We start from the raw sequence: 17,078 nt of genomic DNA on the forward strand, positions 1-17,078 counted from the left end.
AGCCTAGGCTTCCGGCGCAGTGCCGGCGGTGGTGGATGCTGCGCCCACGCCCGCGAGCGGCAGCGTCACCGTGACCGAGGTCGGGCCGCCCTCGGGGCTCGAGAGCGTGAAGTCGCCGCCCATGCCGGCCGCACGGTCGCGCAGCCCGACGAGGCCGTGCCCGGCCTTCTCGACCGCTCCGCCCACGCCGTCGTCTGTCACGGCGACGACGAGCGCGCCGTCGGCGGTCGTGACACTCAGCGTGATGCCACCGGCTTGCGAGTGCTTCGCCGCGTTGGCGATGAGCTCGCTCGCCACGAAGTAGGCGTTACGCGCCACCTCGTCGGGCAGGTTCGCCGTCGCGCCGAGCTCGGTCTCGAGCGTCACGGGGATGCTCGAGCGGGTCGCGAGCGACTCGAGGGCCGCGAAGAGTCCGCGGTCGAGCAGCAGCGGCGGCGCGAAGCCCCGCGACAGGTTGCGCAGCTCGTCGAGTGCGTCTTGCGCCTGACGGCGAGCATCCTGAATCAGCGATGTCGCCTCCGCCGGGTCGGCGGTGCCGTCGGCGAGGCGGCGCTCGGCCGCGGCGAGGTCCATCTGCAGGCGGATCAGTCGCTGCTGCGGGCCATCGTGAATGTCGCGCTCGATGCGGCTCAGGGCCGAGCCCTCGGCGGCGACCGCCGCCTGGCGCGAGGTAAACAGGTTCGACACCTGTTGCTCGAGCTGCTCGTTCGTGAAGCGCCCCAGGAACGGGCGGGCGATCGCCGCGTGCAGCCAGGTCATGCCGCGCAGCACGTAGGGCAGGGTGACGAGAGCGATGACGCCGAGCACGATCGCGACCACAGCCAGGGTCGGCGCCACGCGCTCCAGCCAACCGTTCGCGATCACCCAGTCGGGGTCGGTCGAGTCAATGGCCCACAACTCTGGGCCGACGATAGCGAGCCGGATCGGCAGCGCCACGGCAACCGCGATGAACGAGAACCAGATCGTCAGCACCACAAAGCTCAGCGTCGCGATGATCGGTGCGATGACGGCCCCGTGCAGCAGGCTCAGCCAGTAGCGGCCGTTGGCGAGCGGGCGCAGCCAGCGCTTCCACCACACCATCGTCGGGTCGCTCGGCCACACCGGCTGTGCAATGGGCGACTCGCCCGAGAGCCGCAGTCGCACAATCTCGAACTGGCCGGCGTATCGGGCGAGTAGCAGCGTCAGAGCCACGAGGTAGATGCCGACGATGAAGACGAGAAGGCTGACCGCACCCGAGAGCAGCGACGTGAGCGCCGCGCTCACCGCGATCGCGATGAGGAACGTCGGAATCAGGTAGCCGAGCGCGCGAGGCACTCGGCGCCAGAGGGAGCCGTAGCTCCAACTGTCGGCGACGGGAGTCGCGGCGGTCGAGGGGGTGGTCGTCATGGTGTTCTCCTGAGGTCAGACTGCCACGGCGCACGGCGCGCCGGGGTTACTCCAGCCTCGCCATCGACGGTCGCGCGCGGCATCCGGCCCACCCACGAACCACGGTGGGGCTAACCCCCGTTAGTCGACCCGCAGTGCCACCACGGTCACGGCGAGGGTCACGCTGATCGGGGCCTTCCAGCCCTCGAGCACAGCGGCGACCTTCGCGCGATCCTGGTGGAACGCGTTGGGCCCCATGAACACGGCATCGAGGGCCTGCTCGACCGTCAGCTGCACGCGCTGTCGCACCTCGACCGAGCTCACGAGCGTTGCGTCTGGGATGCTCGCCGCAACCTCTTCTGCCTTGCCCGCCGGCACTTTCATGAGTTTCAGGCCGTGCCCGAGCTCGCGCTGGTGGTCGCCGTGCGGCACAACGAAGATCGCGGTGCCGCCGGGCGCGAGGATGCGACGCACTTCGTCAGCGCTGCCCGGGGCGAAGATGCGCAGGGCGACATCGACGTGGCCGTCGCGCAGCGGGATGCCGCTCCAGACGTCGGCGCTCACCGCGGCCAGGCGGTCGTGGGCGCGAGCGGCGATGCGCACGGCCGGCGCCGAGGCGTCGAGCACGATCGCGTGCAGGTCGGGGCGAGCATCCAGAATCTGGGCGGCGTACCAGCCGGTGCCGCCACCGAGGTCGGCAAGCCAGCCGCGCGCGTCCGCCGGCACGGCCGCGAGCACTGCTGCCGCGATCTCATCGTGAAAGCCTTCGGCCTGAAAGCGCTCGCGGGCCTCGAGCATCTCGGGGGTGTCTCCGCTCGCGGGCGCACCCTTGCCCTTGTGCGCGGCACGCAGGCTGAGGTAGCCCTGGCGCGCGCGATCGAAGTGGTGGCGGTTGGAGCACGTGGCCCCGTCGTCGGCCGGCGACAAGGGCTCGCCGCAGCTCGGGCACTGCAGAATGTCGAAGGTCGCGTCGAGGGTGCTCACTCGCGCAACCGTACAGGGCGCGCTGACTAGGCTGAGCACGGCGTCTCCCGATCTCGTTCGGCGGCCACCCTTCTCGTCGAAAGTTCGGTCATGGCTGTCATTCTCGTGCTCATCAATGCGGTGTTCGTTTCGGCGAGCAACGTGCTGGGCGGGGTTGCCGCGCGTCGACTGCCGGTTCCGATCGTCGTGACCATCGCGGGCTTCACGACGATCGTCGTCTCGCTCGTGATCGCGGTCGTCATGCCCGGCACCCCGAGCGCGACCGGCATCGGCCTCGGGCTTTTGGCGGGCGCGTCCGCCGGCGTCGGCCTGCCGCTCGCCTACCGCGCCTACGCGATCGGACCGGTCGGCATCGCGGGCGCGATCATCGCCGTCGTCACCACGGCTGTGCTCACGATCGTCGGGTTACTCTCGGGCGATGCCATGACCCCGCTGCGCGCGGTCGGCCTCGTTCTCTGTGTGCTCGCGATTCTGCTGGTCACGTATCGTCCGCCCGTCGATGGCAAGCGCCCGAGCCTGCGCGGCCCGCTGCTCGCGTTCATCGCGGCCCTGCTGTTTTCGGTCTTCGTGGTCTCGATCAACTTCGCGCCCGAGGCCGACGGCTTCTGGCCCGTGTTCGCCGCCCGCATCAGCATCACGATCGTGGCGATGCTGCTGTTGGCACGGATGCTCTCCCGAGAGGGCGGCCGCTCTGTCGCCATGCACTTCAGAGGTCGGCACGTGCTCATTCCGGTCGCCGCCGGTGCCGCCGACATTCTCGGCAACCTCTTCCTCGTGCTCGCGCTGCAGGCGGGCGACCTCGTGCTGCTCGCGATTCTCGCCCCGGCCGCGCCGATCTTCACCGCCATCATCGGTCGCGTCTTCTTGCGCGAACTCATGACGCGCTGGCAAATCACGGGCCTCATCGTCGCGTCAGGCGCCCTCGTGCTCGCGTCGTTGTAGGCGGTCTCTAGCTCGCGCGCTAGCGTGGCGCCATGTTTATCGTGACCGGCATTCTTCTTCTGCTGAATGTGATCGACGTCGTGCTGCACGTGGTCACGGATCAGGTCGAGCCCTTGCGAATTGCAGGCAACATGATCGTGATCGTCAGCGCGCTCGGCATTCTCGCGATCCCGCGCGTGCGGCGGGCGTGGGTTGCCATCGCGGCAGGACTCTGGAGCCTTGCGTTGAATCTCATCCACATCGCACAATCGGGCATCGGTACTGCCGGCATCGTGTTCATCGCCGCGACGACCGTGCTGTGCCTCGTGCTGGCCGTGCAGCTCGCGCGGCGCCCGAAGCCCCTGATCTAGATGGTGACAATTCGACGCTACGAGGCGTCAGACGAAACCAGTTGGCTTCGATGCCGACTCCTGTCGTTCTTCGAGACGGCCTACTACGACGATGTGAAGACATCAAAGACGACGTTCGACGGCCTAAGCGTCGAACTCGTCGCGGTCGATCACGGCATCGTCGTCGGGCTCATCGACGTCGAGATCGACGAGTCTTTGGCCACGATCGACTCGATAGCCGTTCATCCGGACCATTCGCGGCGCGGCATCGCCACGGCACTGGTGCAGAAGGCGATCGCTGAGTTACCGAGCACCGTGACGACGCTCGACGCCTGGACCCGCGATGACGAACCTGCCATCCGCTGGTATCAGTCGCAAGGCATGCGGGACGAAGCGCACTATCTGCACGTCTACAAGCACTGGAACGAGCCGGACGACGGGTTCACGACTCCCGACGGACTTTCGACGCCGGTCACGGCCTTCATGCACGCACCGCTGGCGAGAGAGGCCGAGCTGCGCGAGCGATTCAGCCGGGTCGTCGTCTGCCGACGATTCGTGCGAGCACTCGCGCCCCGATGAGCACTTCGATCGCGGCGGCCGGGCGCAGCCAGCGTGAGCGCGGCACGTCGACCATGCCTCCTTTCGCGAAGCTCGCGATGGTCAGCCCAGCGACCGGGATCGCCCACGCGGCGAGGGTCGCGAGTTGCCACCCCCGGCTGGGCTCGTGCTTCACCGTGAACCAGGTCCAGAGCGCGGCATCCGCGAGGTAGTCGCCCTGGGTACCGAACCGGGTGACCGTGCCCGTGCGACGTGCGAGCTTGCCGTCGACGAAATCGGTGACAAGGGCCAGCGCCACGATCTGGACCGACCCGAGTCGCGCCTCGGCTGCCGGCAGATTCGCCCGCGCGATCGTGAGCAGATTGGGCAGGCCCATCGAGGTGCGATGCTCGAGCATCCCAAGATGTGTCACGGTCATGAGCCAGCTCGTGGCGATCCAGACCCGGCCGTGCGGATGCGCGAGCGCCGCCATGCCGACGTGCACTGCCGTCGCTTCGGCGAGCGCGATAGGCCGCTTGCGGGCCTCGCGGATGCTGCGCAACGTCGCGTCGGCAACGAACGCCCCGAGCGCGCGGCCCCCGAAACCGCCTCGCCGCAGACCCCCGAGCAGTTCGTCGGTAGCGGCACGTGAGTCGACGCCGTCGAGCACACCGCGTCGAGCCATGCCCCACCCCTCTCGTCTGCAACCTTATTCGGGGCAGACGAGGCGATGGTGGGGCAAGACGGTCAGCGTCCGGTGGCGTCAGGGGCGCGGTCGACGTCGCCGCGCCAGGCCCCGGTCTCGAATCCATTCGACTCCACGAGCTCTTTGAACTTCTTGAGGTCGCGATCGATCTGAATGTCGTCGACCTGCAGCAGGGCGCCAGCTTTCTCGACGAATCCGGTGGGCTCCCAGGTCAACTGCAAGGCGACGCGGGTCAGGTCGTCGCTGAGCCGGTGGAACGTCACGACGCCCGAGTGCTCCTCACCGACGGTCGACTTCCACGCGATGCGCTCGTCGGGATGCTGCTCGACAATCTCGGCGTCGAACTCTCGCTCGACACCGGCGATCGAGACTTTCCACGCAGTCTCGGTGTCTGATGTCTGCACGATCGACTCGACCCCCGACATGAACTGCGGGAAGGTCTCGAACTGCGTCCACTGGTTGTAGACCGTGGAAATAGGTGCATTGACGTCAATGGTCGAACTGACGGTAGCCATAGTGGTCTCCCTCTCGATCGGTGTGCGGCCACGTTATGGCGAGGCGCGACCGACCGTCAGGGGGTTGACTTCACAGCCTGGGGATCACCGGCGAGCGTTGAGGACCTCGGCGATGAGCTCGATGACGTCGAGCGGCAGCGGCTTCGCGTGCGGAAAGTGCACCGAGTCGGTCTTCGCGCGGAACGGCCCGACGACAGCCTCGAAGGCCTCATCGCCTCGGTAGATCGGGTAGAGCGCGAGGTGCTTCTTCCACGTCGCGTAGTGCAGGCCATGGCGTGCGTCGATCATTACGGAGGGCATCCCGTACCGGAACGCCTCGGTGCCTCCCTCAACGCACCGCAGCAGAGTCTCCCGCACGGCTACAAGCCGCTCACGAACAACCTCGGGCGCCGCGGCGATGTAGTCGTCGATCTCGCTCATGCGCGAGCGGCGGCGACGCGGGCGTGAGCGATGCGGTCGGCGGCGTCGAGCGGCGTGATGCCTTCGAGAGCGGCGAGGCCGAGCACGTCGCTGAGCGTGCCGCCGATGGCGCGGATGCGCTGCTCGACGTCTGCCGGGCTGTCGCCGCGGCCCGTCAACGCGAGATGGATGACTCCCCCGGCGTTGACGACGTAGTCGGGGGCGTAGAGGATGCCCCTCGCGGCGAGCGCGTCGGCCCCACTGCGCTCGGCAAGCGGGTTGTTGGCCGGCCCGCAGACAGCGCGCACAGGAAGTTGCTCGATGACGGGTGCGGTGAGGATTCCGCCGAGACCCGCCGGCACGAACACGTCGGCGGGTGCGGTCACCGCGTCGGCGGCCTCGATCCAGGTCGCGCCGAGCTGATCGGCGATCGCGAGCGCGCTCGGGTTGATGTCAGTCACGGTGAGCACCGCGCCCGCGTCGGCAAGTCGGCGCGCGAGCCGCGAGCCCACCTGCCCGAGCCCCGCGATCACGAATGAGCGCCCGGTGATGTCAGCCGAGCCGAAGAGCGAGAGCAGCACCTGCTCGATCGAGACGAAGACGCCGAGGGCGGTGCCGGCCGCCGGCTCACCGGCGCCGCCATCCGCCGCGGGCAGGCCGACGACATGCCGAGTCTGCTCGCGCACGACGGCCATGTCGTGCTCGGTCACGCCCACATCTTCGGTTGTGATGTACGCACCGTCGAACGACTCGACGAGGTCTCCAAGGTCGAGAAGAGCATCCCGTCGCCGGCCTTCGTCGAGAACGTCGCCCGGGCTCAACGCGATGACCGCCTTGCCGCCGCCCGCGCCGATGTCGGCGAGCGCGTTCTTCATCGTCATGGCCTGCGCAAGCCGCAGGGCGTCGGCGACGCCGTCGGCCCAGTGGTCGTAGGTCCAGAGCCGGCAGCCGCCGAGGGCTGGGCCGAGGGCGCTCGAGTGCAGGGCGGCAGTGATGCGCAGACCTGAGCGACCGCCCGTGACGGTCGTGGCGCGCTCGTGCGTGAAGTCGGGCAGCGGGGCGGGGTTTGACATGAGGATCCTCCAAGAGGCACTGCTTGTGGCGGTGCATGCGGGCCGCGGGATATGCGGATGGCTCCATACTGGTCTACCATCGCGCGAGTGGCTGATATGCAGACGCACCTGACCTGCAACGTCGAGCAGTACTCGCAACGCATCAAGATGCGCGACGACGTCGACGCCCCTCGCGAGGTCGAGCACTTCGCGAATTTTTCGGCAATTAAGGATGCTCACGCAGCCGGTGCCGCCCTCGAGAAGCTCGGTTACGCGGCGACGGTCACCCGGCGCATGATCTTCCGCGGCACGCTGCGTGTGACGAAGATGGCGACGGTCGACGTCGAGACGGCCGACCGCATGGTCGAAGAGGTCTTCGGCGTCGTGACGGCGCACCGCGGCGACTACGACGGCTGGGGTGCCCCGGTCGTGCAGAGCTGACCTTCAGGCCTCGGCTCCTTCCACAACTTCGGAAGGGGAACCACTCCGAAGTTGTGGAAGCCTGTCAGCGGCTGGATGCTCATGGCGAACACTGAACCGTGTGGCGAGCTTCGCCGAAGGTCTGGAGACTCCGTGACTCGACTTCTGCCCCTCCCGATGCTGGGCACGAGCCTCGTCGCGCTGGCGGGATGCGGGTTCATCGCCCCCGTCGATGAGTCCGCACCTCGCGACGTTGTGCCGACCACCACTACTGCGGTCGAAGGGGCCACTGCCCTGTGGGAACTGGCGCCGGGGCAGCGCATCGACGCAGACTCGACCACTGTCACGGCCTTGGTGACCCGACTGGGCTGCAACAGCGGGGTGACCGGCGACGTCAACACCCTTGGCGTAGCAGTGACAGCGGCTGAGATCGTCATCACCTTCACCGTGAGCCCTGTGCAGACCGGGGTAGCGAACTGCCCTGGCAATGATCAGGTCGAACACCTCATCGAGTTGCCGGAACCGCTCGGAGACCGCCAGCTCATCGACGGCGCATGCACCGCGACCGAGGCTGCGGCCACGGTCTTCTGCGAGAGCGACGTGCGGTTCTTGCCATAGCTACTGAGAGGACGGCGACCGGTCAGCCGGCGAGCGACTCAACGTCGCCGACGCTCACCGACACTGCGGCGGCGAGGTCGAGGATTGAGGTCGGGCGTGCGGGCATCCAGGTCAGGCGCTTCTTCCATCGGCCTCGACCGAACCCGCCGACGAGCGCTCGCAGCACGGCCGTCTCGTCGAGCCCGGCCTCGGCGAGCGCCTCGAGCTCGGCCGGGTTCAGGCCGAGGGGCTGCTCGCCGTTGCCGAGGTCGCTGCCGTAGAGCAGCTCACCGCCCGCGCCACGGAAGGCGCGCACGTTGGCGATCGCGATGTCACGCTCGGGCGGCTCGTGAATCGCAAGAGTTGACACCCAACGCTGCCCTTGCCCAACGGCCTGGGCGATGAGCGACTCAGGCAGCACCTCGCTGAAAGGCGCGTGGGCGAGCAACTCGACTTTCGCCGCGATCGCACGAGCGGCCTGACCTGCGCCCTCGACGTGGGCGACAACCGGCAGCCCAGCGGCACGCGCCTCGGCGATGACCTCGGCGAGCAGTTCGTCGCTCCAGACCGGGCCCGCGTCAGCATGCAGCGCGATCTTGATACGGGATGCTCCTGCCGTCAGCTGCTCGGCCACCGCGAGTTCGGCGTCGTCGGCCGAGGCGATCTCGCGCACAGAGCGTGCGGGCGCCCACGCCCGATCGCTGGGGTACCCGCCGGGCGCAGTGAGAAAGGCACCCGCGAACTCGAGTGCCGCGGCAAAGGGGTCGGGCTCGGCGAGCACGGCGAGCACGTCGGGGTCGCCGCCCAGATCGATCACTCGCGAAAGTCCGCCGGTGGCAAGCGGCTCAAGCACATCGGCCGGGTGCAGCTGCAGATGAACGTGGTGGTCGGTGAAGCCGGGCAGCAGAACGCCCGGCAGGTCGATCGCGCTCGTGTTCGCGTCCGCTGGCCCGACGTAGTGCAGCGTCGACCCGCCACGACGGAACACGCTCGGGCCCATCCACTCACCGCGCCAGGCGTCGGCGACGCGGAAGACGGCGGGCGGAGCATCCATGGCCTTCGGGGTCACTGCTGACCAATCTCGGTGCGCACCGCGTAGAGCTCGGGAAAGAACGTGAGGTCGAGCGCGCGCTGCAAGAAGTCGACGCCCGCCGAGCCGCCCGTGCCGCGCTTGAAGCCGATCGTGCGGCGCACGGTGCGCAAGTGCCGAAACCGCCAGAGCTGAAAATTGTCTTCGAGGTCGACGAGCTCTTCACACGCCTCGTAGACGCGCCAGTTCGACTCGTCGGCGCCGTGCGCACCCTCGTAGATCTCGACGAAGACCGGAACGAGCTCGGACGTGAAGACGTGCGCCTTGGTCACGTCGCGCTCGAGCACGCTGTCAGGAATCGGGATGCCCTGCCGCGCCAGGTGCCGCAAGAACTCGTCGTACAGGCTCGGCTCGTGCAGTAGCTCGTCGAGCACGGCGTGCGCGGCAGGGTCGCTCTCGAAGACCGCCAGCATGCCCGCGTGCTTGTTGCCGAGGATGAACTCGATCGCGCGGTACTGATGCGACTGGAAGCCCGAAGAGTTGGCGAGAAAGCCGCGGAACTCGGCGTACTCGGTGGGCGTGAGCGTCGCGAGCACGCTCCACTGCTGGATGAGCGCCTCTTGAATGTGCTTGATGCGCGCAACGCGTTTGAGGGCACCGCCGAGGTCGTCGTCGATGAGGCACTGCCGGGCGGCACGGGCCTCGTGCAGCAGCAGCTTCATCCAGAGCTCGCTGGTCTGGTGCTGGATGATGAACAGCATCTCGTCGTGATGCTCGGGCTCGCTGATCGGGCGCTGCAGTTGCAGCAGCTCATCGAGCGCGAGGTACGAGCCGTAGCTCATGCGGGTCGAGAAGTCGGTGACGACTCCTTCGTCGATCGCGCGGGTGTTCTCGGGGCTCGACCCCTCGGCAGTCATGCCGCGAGCCTAGTCATGCCGGTGCGGTCGTACTCAGTGTGGCGAGCGCTGGGGTGACGGCCTCGCGAGGCAGGTGACCCGCCGTCACCAGCTGGGCGAGGCCGTGCACCGTCGACCAAAGCGCCGCGGCGTGGGCGGCCTGCCCCGCTTCGTCAGCCTGAGGCCAGAGCTCGGCGACGAGCTGGGCGAGGAGGGTGTGGTTCGCGTCGATGAGCTCGGCCATCGTCGAGCTAGGGTCACCGGGCACACAGACCTCGGGGTCGTAGATGAGCGCGAAGGCGTGCGAGTGCTCGACCGCGTAATCGACGTAGGCGAGACCGACCGCGAGCAGTCGACCCCGGGCATCGCCGCCGGCATCGGCGGCCTGCTGCTGCGCCTCGACGAGCTCGGCCATCGCTCGGGCGGCGAGCGACTTCAGCAGACTCGCCCGGTCACCGTAGTGGTGGTACGGCGCGTTGTGGCTGACACCCGCCTGTCTCGCGACCTCGCGCAGGCTCAGCTCGGCGGCGCTGTGCCTCTCGAGAAGCTCTCGAGCAGCGGTCTCGAGCGCCTCGGCGAGGTTGCCGTGATGGTACGGCGCCGCTGATCTTGACATGCGCAAGATTGTACGCGATATTGACACTGTCCAGAATGTGGACACTGTCTAGATTGTCTCGCCGAAGTGGAGAACTCCCATGACCGCCCTCGTCATCGACGGCCACCCCAACCCCGACTCGCTCACCGCGAGCCTCGCGCGACGCTATGCCGAAGCGCACGGCGACGCGACGGTGCTCGCCGTGCGCGACCTCGCGTTCGACCCGAACCTGCGCCTCGGCTATCAGGGAGAACAGCAGCCCGAGCCCGACATCGCCCGCGCCCAAGAGCTCATCGCGGCTGCCGACCACGTGGTCATCGCCGCCCCCGTCTGGTGGGGCTCGATTCCGGCGGTGCTCAAGGGATTCATCGATCGCACCTTCCTGCCGGGCTGGGCGTTCCGGTATCGCAAGGGCGGCCTCGTGACAGGCCTGCTCGCCGGCCGCTCCGCTCGCGTCATCATCACGACCGACTCGCCGATGTGGTACCTGCAACTGGTCGGCGACACGACCGTGCGCCACGTGCGCGGCCGGGTGCTGCGTTTCAGCGGTTTCGCGCGCGTGACGGCAACACGCTTCGGGCCCGTGCGCGGCTCGAGCCCCGCTCAGCGCAGCGCGTGGCTCGAGAAGGTGGCGACGATCGCGGCGAGCGACGCCACCGCGGCGCAGAAGAAGCTAGCCCGACAGCGGTAGCTCGGGCGTGAGCGGCGGCGGCACGCGTGTGCTGCCGAGTGCCGAGCCCGGTCGCTGCGCCGAGGCTTCGAACGCCGCACCGAAGGCGAGCAGCCGCGCGTCATCCCAGCCGCGACCCGCGAACGTCAGACCGATGGGCATCGCGATGTCGTCGAGCATGCCCATCGGCACCTGCACGGTCGGAATACCGAGGTGCCGCCACACGAGGTTGCCGTTCGCAACCCAGGTGCCGTTGCGCCACGCGAGTTCGGCGCTCGCGGGGTTCACGTCAGCGTCGGCCGGGCCGATGTCGGCGACGGCGGGGAAGACGATCGCGTCGAGTGCCTCAGCCGCGAGCCAGTCATCCCAGTCGAGACGTCGGGTCGCGTCGAGGCCTCGCACTCCCTCGGCGAGGTCAGGGATGCTCTCGAGCTCGGGCACGCCGGTCGCCCGCGCCCGATGCACGTAGTCCTCGAGCGGCACATCCTCGGGCGCGAAGCGGCTGAGGTGGTCGTCGTAGCGCCCGGGCAGCGAGCCGGGCGGGGTCGGAAAGATCAGGTCTGGGTCCACGTCGGCTAGCTCGTGCAGCGCGGGGTCGCCGTTTGCGCGCAAGAACTCACTCCACCCCCACATGCTCAGCTCGTAGAGCTCGTGGTCGGCGAAGTGAGGCGGAACCAGCCCGCGCGCGACCATCGAGCGATCATCCGCCCGCCCCCTGCTCTCGTAGTTCGTCACGACCGGCAGGTCGACCTCAACGACGGTCACCCCGGCGGCTTCGAGATCAGCGCGCGCCTTCAGCCACTGGGCGATGACCGAGGGCCGCGTCTCGATCGGGTCGTCGTTCGCGGTGTCGCCGATGTAGAGCTTTGGTACACCCAGGCGCGCACCGCGCAGGGCGGCCGGGTCGGCGAGGGCGGGGTACGACTCCGGCCGGAGCGCCGATGACGGTGGGATGCGTAGCCACGGCTGAACGCGCCAGAAGTCTCCCCGGGTCTGATGGTCGTCGGCTACGACCGCATCGAGCACGAGCAGCAGCTCGGCCATCGTGCGCGTGTAGGGCACGACGACGTCCATCGTCGGCACGAGTGACCAATTGCCGCGCACCGAGATGACGCCCCAGCTCGGCGTGTAGCAGCAGAGGCCGTTGTTGCTCGCTGGCCCGCGGCCGCTCGACCAGGTCTCTTCGGCGAGGGCGAACGCCGCAAGCGAGGCCGCGAGGCCAGCGCCCGACCCGTTCGACGAGCCCGAGCCGAACGGCGCCGCAAGATACGCAGGGTTGTAGGGGCTCTCGGCCCGGCCGTAGAGCCCGCGCTGCATGCCGCCGTTGGCCATGGGCGGCATGTTCGTCAGCCCCAGGCAGATCGCACCGGCCGCCCGCAGCCGCTCGACCGTGAAGGCGTCGTGCTGGGCGACGAGGTCAGCAAAGGCGGGTGAGCCGCTCGCGACCGTCAGCCCGCGCACCATGTAGCTGTCTTTCGCGATGTAGGGAATGCCGTCGAGCGGGCCGAGCGCGACTCCGGATGCTCGCCGCGCGTCGCTCGCCCGGGCTTCGTCGAGCGCCTCGGGGTTGTCGACAATCACGGCATTGAGGGCAGGCCGCGTGCCGTCACTCGACGGCTCGCGGTCATAGGCCGCGATGCGCTCGAGGTAGCCCTGCACGAGCTCGACGGCCGTGGTCTCGCCCGCGGCGAGCGCCGCGGCCAAGGTTGCGATGTCCGTCTCGACGAGAGGGATGTGTCGAGGTGCTCCTCTCGTCACGCGGCGCTCCCCGCGCCGCGCGCATCCGCGCCGCGAACTGAAGGCTGCTGCTGCGTGATGCAGTGGATACCGCCGCCGCGGGCGAGAATCTCGCGGGCGTCGACCGTCACGACCTCGCGGCCGGGGTACGCGGCGCCCAGCAGCTCGCGTGCGCGAGCATCCGCCACCGGGTCGTCGTAGCCACAGGCGATGACGCCGCCGTTGACGGTCAGGTGGTTGACGTAGTTCCAGTCGACGAAGCCCTCGTCGTCGGTCAGTTGCGCCGGCGCGGGCAGGTCGATGAGCGTCAGACTGCGGCCCGCCGCATCGGTCGCCTGCTCGAGCACCGCGCGCACCTCGCGCATCACTGCGTGGTCGGGGTGCGACTCGGCGGGCTGCTCGTGCACGAGCACGGTGCCGGGCGCGGCAAAGGTCGCGATCATGTCGACGTGCCCGCGCGTGCCGAGCGGCTCGTAGTCGCGTGTGAGGCCGCGCGGCAGCCAGATCGTGTGCGTCGTGCCCAGAGTGCGAGCGAGCTCGGCCTCGACACGCTCTTTCGTGGCGTAGCGGTTGCGGCCCGGGTCGAGTTGCACCGTCTCGGTGACCATGACGGTGCCCTCGCCGTCGACGTGAATGGCACCACCCTCGTTCACGAGCAGACTCGGCACGCGAGTGACCGCCGCCTGCGCGAGAACGAACTCGGCGATGAGCGCGTCCCGCGCGAAGTCGCCGCCCTGGTCGCCCCAGGCGTTGAACACCCAGTCGATGCCCCCGAGCTCACCGGTCTCGTCGTCGATGACGAAGGTCGGGCCGATGTCGCGCATCCAGAAGTCGTCGAGCGGCGCCTCGACAATGTCGATCTCGGCGCTCAGCATGCGGCGCGCGCGGTCTCGCTCGCTCGGGTCGACGACCATCGTCACCGGCTCGAAGGGAAGAATGGCGTGGGCGACGGAGACCCAAGCCGCGTACGTCGCCTCTCGAGCCGCCGAGCTGTCTCCCATGACCTCCCCCTCACGAGGGAAGGCCATCCAGATGCGGTCGTGCGGAGCTGTCTCTGCGGGCATGCGCCAAGTCATGGTGGGAGCCTAGCGAGCGAGGTGGTATCGCGCCCTGGCATAATGACGAACTGCAGCGGCCCTCTTCGGGTCAGATGGCAAGGGGGATACATGGGAACACTGACGTACGACTCGACGCTGTCAGCGGACTTCGACGACCGCACGCTCGCGCACCTGCAGATTGTGATGGGTGCGAAGCTGCGTCGCAACGAGGCTTTCTACTTCAGCTGGAAAGATGATGCCTCGATCGGTAACGGTCGCAGTGTGATCTGGATGCACCCGACGATTCCGGTCGCCTTCAAGTTTTTCGGCAGCCGCCCTCCTGCCATCAACCGCGCATGGATCGACGAGCTCATGCTCTTGGCGAACACGCCCGCTGGTTTGCATTTGATTCCGGAACCCAGCGCTGACGCCAACGGAGAGGAGTCATGATGCGCACGAACATCCACTACGGCGGTCAGGAATACATCGTTCCGAAGCACGCGAGCGACCTCAAGGTCGAGATCGAAGAGATTCTCGCCACGGGTTCAGCCGGATGGCTGCGGGTGAACCATGGCCGCGGCCAGCTGCAGGTGGCCGATCTGCTGATTCACCCCGGCGTCTCCATCGGGCTCATCGACACGAGCGACCCCGAGCACAGTGCAGGTCTCGACGACGACGACGACTGACCCGACAGCGCACACGACGAGGGGCCGATGCCATGACTGGCATCGGCCCCTCGTGTTGCGTGGTGGACTATGCCGCCGAACGCGAGCCCCGCGTGACGAGACCGTAGATCAGCAGCACGAGGATCGAGCCACCGATGGCCAGCAACCAGGTGCTGAGATCGAAGAAGCCCTCGATGCCGACGCCAAAGATCTGGCTGCCGATAAAGCCGCCGAGCAGTGCGCCGACCACGCCGAGCACGAGGGTGATGATCCAGCCGCCGCCCTGACGACCCGGCAGAATCGCCTTCGCGATCGCTCCGGCAATCAGTCCGAGAATGATCCATCCAATGATGCCCATGTCGACCTCCCAGTCGAGTAGATACTGCGGCCCTGCACCTCAAGGCCCGCAACACCTAAGCACAGGCCGAAGATGCGCACCCACCCCTTGTCACGGCACCAGCATGCGTGCTATTGCACATGTAGTACCCCCCGAATGGGGGTCAGAATGCGCTACGCTCGCCACTGCCGCTGGGCGGTCACTGAATACGTCGTGAGGGGAACGGCATGGGGATACTGCGCTACCAAAACGAAGAGTTTTCGTTCGACGACCGGATGCTCGCGCATCTGCAGATCGTCATCAGCACCAAGCTTCGACGCTCTGAGAACTTCTTTTTGTCGTGGGCGGTGCCCGTCGAGGGCGGTGGCGGGCGCCACGCGCTGTGGATCGACAACGGCGTGCCGGTGCACATCACCTACTCGGGTTCGCGCGCACCTCAGATCAACCGTGAGTGGATCGAATCGCTCATCCTCTCGTCTGCTACGGGCGGAGTGCACATCACCGACGACCCCCCAGTGGCCTCAGTGGAGTGACCCGCGAGCGCCGCAGCTTCGATCGGTGTAGTCGCTGAAGACGGTAAGCGCAAGGCCTGGTTCTGCGCGAGGGTGCGGGCGTAGCGTGAAGGCCTACCGAGGAGGCCTGCTTGATGACGAGTTCCACGATCCTGACGATCAACCATCAGCACATTCCGCTCGCAGATGATGTTGAGGTAGATGACCTCATCAAGGCGGTCGTCTCGGCTGTGCACGACGGCGGAGGTTTCGTGCACATCATCGGCCGGCATGGTGACCAGTACGACGTGCTGGTCACGGCCGCGACCCCGGTCATGGTTCGTCACGGCTCCGCGGCCTTCGAATCGAGTGGCACGGGTGGCCCGTGGATCACGAGCATCGATCTCGATATGTGACTCGACATTCGGCGGCCGACGGGCCGGGCGCCGAATGCCTTACCGCACCGAGCGAATCGGCAGCACAGCGAGAGCGCCCAACACACTCAAGACGATCGCCGCCGGAAACAGCCCCGCAAATCCGAAGGTCAGCACGACCGCACCCGCGAGCGCGGGCGCGACGGTCTGCGGCAGCGTGGCGGCGATGTTGACGACGCCGAGGTCTTTCGCGTGCGCATGCGAGTCGGGCAGCACTTGCGAGACGAGCGCGGTGTCGCCGGCCTGGAACGCACCGAAACCGAAGCCTGAGATGAGCGCGAAGACGATCATGCCCTCGAACGTCGGCCAGATCCATGGCACCACCTGCGCCAGGCCGACAATCAGTGCCGAGGCCACGACGAAGGGCTTGCGGCGCCCGACGCGATCGGACCACGGACCAGAAATGATGATCGCCAGCACGAGCGTCGGCAATGCGGCGGCCGAGACGAGCGGCAGAAGTGCGACCGCTTCGTCGCCGAGCCCGATGTAGTCCTGCAGCAGATACAACTGATAGGCGACGATCAAGAAGTAGCCCGTGTAGAGCAGCAGTCGACCGGTAAACGCCCAGAAGAAGTCGGGGTGCGCGATCGGGTTGACCCAGAAGGTCATGGCGAAGTCGCGCAGGCGGAAGGGCGGTCGCGGTTCACCGCGGTTGTCACGCGGACCGGTGAACACGGCGAACAGCGTCAGCAGCACGACCGAGAGGCCGGCAAGGGTGAGGTAGGCCCCAGGAATGCTGCCCGAGAGCACGGAGGCGAGAATCACGCCGCCGAGCGACCCGACCATCGTCATCGCACCGATCATGGCGGCGAAACTGCCGCGCACCGACTCGGGCACGCGATCGGGCAGCATCGCCGAGAAGGGGCCCTGCACGACGTTGAACGAGAGCTGCACGAGGGTCCAGCACAGGGCGACCATGAGAATGCTGCTCGACAGCCCGAGTGCGACGAGTGCGAGCCCGCCGAACAGGGCGCCGCCCACGATGTAGGGCGCTCGGCTGCCGAAGCGGCTGCGCGTGCGGTCGCTGATCGTGCCGGCGACGGGCTGCATGATCATCGCGGCGAGTGCGCCGATCGTCGTGACGATCGCCAGGTTGGCAACTTTGTTCACAGGGTCGAGCTGCTCGACCTGCAACGGCAGCAGCACGGTCGGAATGGCGCCCCACAAGATGAAGATGCCGAGCGTGCCGGGCATGAACCACAGCAGCAGACTGCGCAGCGGCCCCTGGATGCGCACACGCTCGGTCACGATCGACTCAACGACGGCGGGCTCGGGTGACGTCGTCGACATCGCGGGTTCCTCTCACGGCACCCGCGACCCCGGGCCTCGTTGCACCGGCG

Annotated in this window: 23 protein-coding genes; 10 read left to right on the plus strand and 13 right to left on the minus strand. The window is 67.9% G+C overall.

Annotation, left to right across the window (positions count from 1 at the left end; genetic code table 11):
- Positions 1-3: 3 nt before the first annotated feature.
- On the minus strand, positions 4-1,386 hold the full coding sequence (locus tag KL788_RS06415; protein ID WP_293169573.1) for a sensor histidine kinase: 1,383 nt from the start codon (positions 1,384-1,386) through the stop codon (positions 4-6).
- 120 nt (positions 1,387-1,506) lie between these two features.
- A complete protein-coding gene (locus KL788_RS06420) occupies positions 1,507-2,349 on the minus strand; it encodes a putative RNA methyltransferase (RefSeq protein WP_293169575.1) in 843 nt (280 codons plus the stop codon).
- Positions 2,350-2,439: 90 nt separating this feature from the next.
- Between KL788_RS06420 and KL788_RS06425 the strand changes: the two genes are divergently transcribed.
- The 3 genes from KL788_RS06425 to KL788_RS06435 are packed head-to-tail and all read left to right on the plus strand — an operon-like array spanning position 2,440 to position 4,199.
- Positions 2,440-3,291, plus strand: coding sequence for a DMT family transporter (locus KL788_RS06425; protein ID WP_293169577.1), 852 nt, complete (start codon positions 2,440-2,442; stop codon positions 3,289-3,291).
- Between the two features lie 32 nt (positions 3,292-3,323).
- Entirely contained in the window at positions 3,324-3,641 is a 318-nt protein-coding gene (locus KL788_RS06430) for a hypothetical protein (protein WP_293169579.1), read from the plus strand.
- Positions 3,642-4,199 (plus strand): GNAT family N-acetyltransferase, encoded by a 558-nt coding sequence (locus tag KL788_RS06435; protein ID WP_293169581.1) that lies wholly within the window; start codon positions 3,642-3,644, stop codon positions 4,197-4,199.
- On the opposite strand, the gene KL788_RS06440 is transcribed toward KL788_RS06435, so the two are convergent.
- The 4 genes from KL788_RS06440 to KL788_RS06455 form a co-directional block, all read right to left on the minus strand.
- Complete coding sequence (locus KL788_RS06440) at positions 4,147-4,842, minus strand: CDP-alcohol phosphatidyltransferase family protein (RefSeq protein WP_293169583.1); 696 nt, start codon at positions 4,840-4,842, stop codon at positions 4,147-4,149. The two genes, KL788_RS06435 and KL788_RS06440, sit on opposite strands and share 53 nt — an antisense overlap.
- Positions 4,843-4,904: 62 nt before the next feature.
- Entirely contained in the window at positions 4,905-5,378 is a 474-nt protein-coding gene (locus KL788_RS06445; protein ID WP_293169585.1) for an SRPBCC family protein, read from the minus strand.
- Positions 5,379-5,462: 84 nt separating this feature from the next.
- Positions 5,463-5,798 carry an iron chaperone gene (locus KL788_RS06450; protein ID WP_293169587.1) on the minus strand — a complete coding sequence of 112 codons (336 nt, stop codon included), beginning with the start codon at positions 5,796-5,798 and terminating at the stop codon, positions 5,463-5,465.
- Positions 5,795-6,850, minus strand: coding sequence for a Glu/Leu/Phe/Val dehydrogenase family protein (locus tag KL788_RS06455; RefSeq protein WP_293169589.1), 1,056 nt, complete (start codon positions 6,848-6,850; stop codon positions 5,795-5,797). Before KL788_RS06455 ends, KL788_RS06450 begins: the two co-directional genes overlap by 4 nt.
- A 96-nt stretch (positions 6,851-6,946) precedes the next feature.
- Between KL788_RS06455 and KL788_RS06460 the strand changes: the two genes are divergently transcribed.
- Together KL788_RS06460 and KL788_RS06465 are read left to right on the plus strand one after the other, a co-directional pair.
- Positions 6,947-7,270, plus strand: coding sequence for a ribonuclease E inhibitor RraB (locus KL788_RS06460; RefSeq protein ID WP_293173216.1), 324 nt, complete (start codon positions 6,947-6,949; stop codon positions 7,268-7,270).
- A gap of 132 nt (positions 7,271-7,402) precedes the next feature.
- A complete protein-coding gene (locus KL788_RS06465) occupies positions 7,403-7,867 on the plus strand; it encodes a hypothetical protein (protein ID WP_293169591.1) in 465 nt (154 codons plus the stop codon).
- Between the two features lie 22 nt (positions 7,868-7,889).
- Here the strand turns inward: KL788_RS06465 and KL788_RS06470 are convergent, their stop codons facing one another.
- The 3 genes from KL788_RS06470 to KL788_RS06480 are packed head-to-tail and all read right to left on the minus strand — an operon-like array spanning position 7,890 to position 10,388.
- Entirely contained in the window at positions 7,890-8,915 is a 1,026-nt protein-coding gene (locus KL788_RS06470) for an amidohydrolase family protein (RefSeq protein ID WP_293169593.1), read from the minus strand.
- Positions 8,912-9,793 (minus strand): tryptophan 2,3-dioxygenase, encoded by an 882-nt coding sequence (locus KL788_RS06475; RefSeq protein ID WP_293169595.1) that lies wholly within the window; start codon positions 9,791-9,793, stop codon positions 8,912-8,914. The genes KL788_RS06470 and KL788_RS06475 overlap by 4 nt, the downstream gene beginning before the upstream one ends.
- Positions 9,794-9,806: 13 nt before the next feature.
- Positions 9,807-10,388: a TetR/AcrR family transcriptional regulator gene (locus KL788_RS06480; RefSeq protein ID WP_293169597.1), complete on the minus strand. Its 582-nt coding sequence runs from the start codon at positions 10,386-10,388 to the stop codon at positions 9,807-9,809.
- A 79-nt stretch (positions 10,389-10,467) separates the two neighbouring features.
- Between KL788_RS06480 and KL788_RS06485 the strand changes: the two genes are divergently transcribed.
- A complete protein-coding gene (locus KL788_RS06485; RefSeq protein WP_293169599.1) occupies positions 10,468-11,058 on the plus strand; it encodes an NAD(P)H-dependent oxidoreductase in 591 nt (196 codons plus the stop codon).
- Here the strand turns inward: KL788_RS06485 and KL788_RS06490 are convergent.
- Together KL788_RS06490 and KL788_RS06495 are read right to left on the minus strand one after the other, a co-directional pair.
- Positions 11,041-12,795, minus strand: coding sequence for an amidase (locus KL788_RS06490; protein ID WP_293169601.1), 1,755 nt, complete (start codon positions 12,793-12,795; stop codon positions 11,041-11,043). The genes KL788_RS06485 and KL788_RS06490 overlap by 18 nt on opposite strands.
- Positions 12,792-13,850, minus strand: a complete 1,059-nt coding sequence (locus KL788_RS06495; RefSeq protein ID WP_293169603.1) for an agmatine deiminase family protein — start codon at positions 13,848-13,850, stop codon at positions 12,792-12,794. The genes KL788_RS06490 and KL788_RS06495 overlap by 4 nt, the downstream gene beginning before the upstream one ends.
- 90 nt (positions 13,851-13,940) lie before the next feature.
- Here KL788_RS06495 and KL788_RS06500 point away from each other — a divergent pair, with 90 nt between their 5' ends.
- Complete coding sequence (locus KL788_RS06500) at positions 13,941-14,261, plus strand: ATP-dependent DNA ligase (RefSeq protein ID WP_293169605.1); 321 nt, start codon at positions 13,941-13,943, stop codon at positions 14,259-14,261.
- The gene (locus KL788_RS06505) at positions 14,258-14,497 is read left to right on the plus strand and encodes a hypothetical protein (RefSeq protein WP_293169607.1); all 240 of its coding nucleotides are present in this window, start codon (positions 14,258-14,260) and stop codon (positions 14,495-14,497) included. Before KL788_RS06500 ends, KL788_RS06505 begins: the two co-directional genes overlap by 4 nt.
- A 67-nt stretch (positions 14,498-14,564) precedes the next feature.
- Here the strand turns inward: KL788_RS06505 and KL788_RS06510 are convergent, their stop codons facing one another.
- Positions 14,565-14,834, minus strand: a complete 270-nt coding sequence (locus KL788_RS06510; RefSeq protein ID WP_293169608.1) for a GlsB/YeaQ/YmgE family stress response membrane protein — start codon at positions 14,832-14,834, stop codon at positions 14,565-14,567.
- A gap of 206 nt (positions 14,835-15,040) precedes the next feature.
- Between KL788_RS06510 and KL788_RS06515 the strand changes: the two genes are divergently transcribed.
- Positions 15,041-15,346, plus strand: coding sequence for a hypothetical protein (locus tag KL788_RS06515; protein ID WP_293169610.1), 306 nt, complete (start codon positions 15,041-15,043; stop codon positions 15,344-15,346).
- Positions 15,347-15,459: 113 nt separating this feature from the next.
- Complete coding sequence (locus KL788_RS06520) at positions 15,460-15,720, plus strand: hypothetical protein (RefSeq protein WP_293169612.1); 261 nt, start codon at positions 15,460-15,462, stop codon at positions 15,718-15,720.
- A 39-nt stretch (positions 15,721-15,759) separates the two neighbouring features.
- Here KL788_RS06520 and KL788_RS06525 read toward each other — a convergent pair whose 3' ends face one another.
- A complete protein-coding gene (locus KL788_RS06525; protein ID WP_293169614.1) occupies positions 15,760-17,028 on the minus strand; it encodes an MFS transporter in 1,269 nt (422 codons plus the stop codon).
- Positions 17,029-17,078: the final 50 nt, after the last annotated feature.

Origin of the sequence: Microcella sp. (assembly GCF_019739195.1) — a bacterium.
Classification (GTDB): Bacteria; Actinomycetota; Actinomycetes; order Actinomycetales; family Microbacteriaceae; genus Microcella.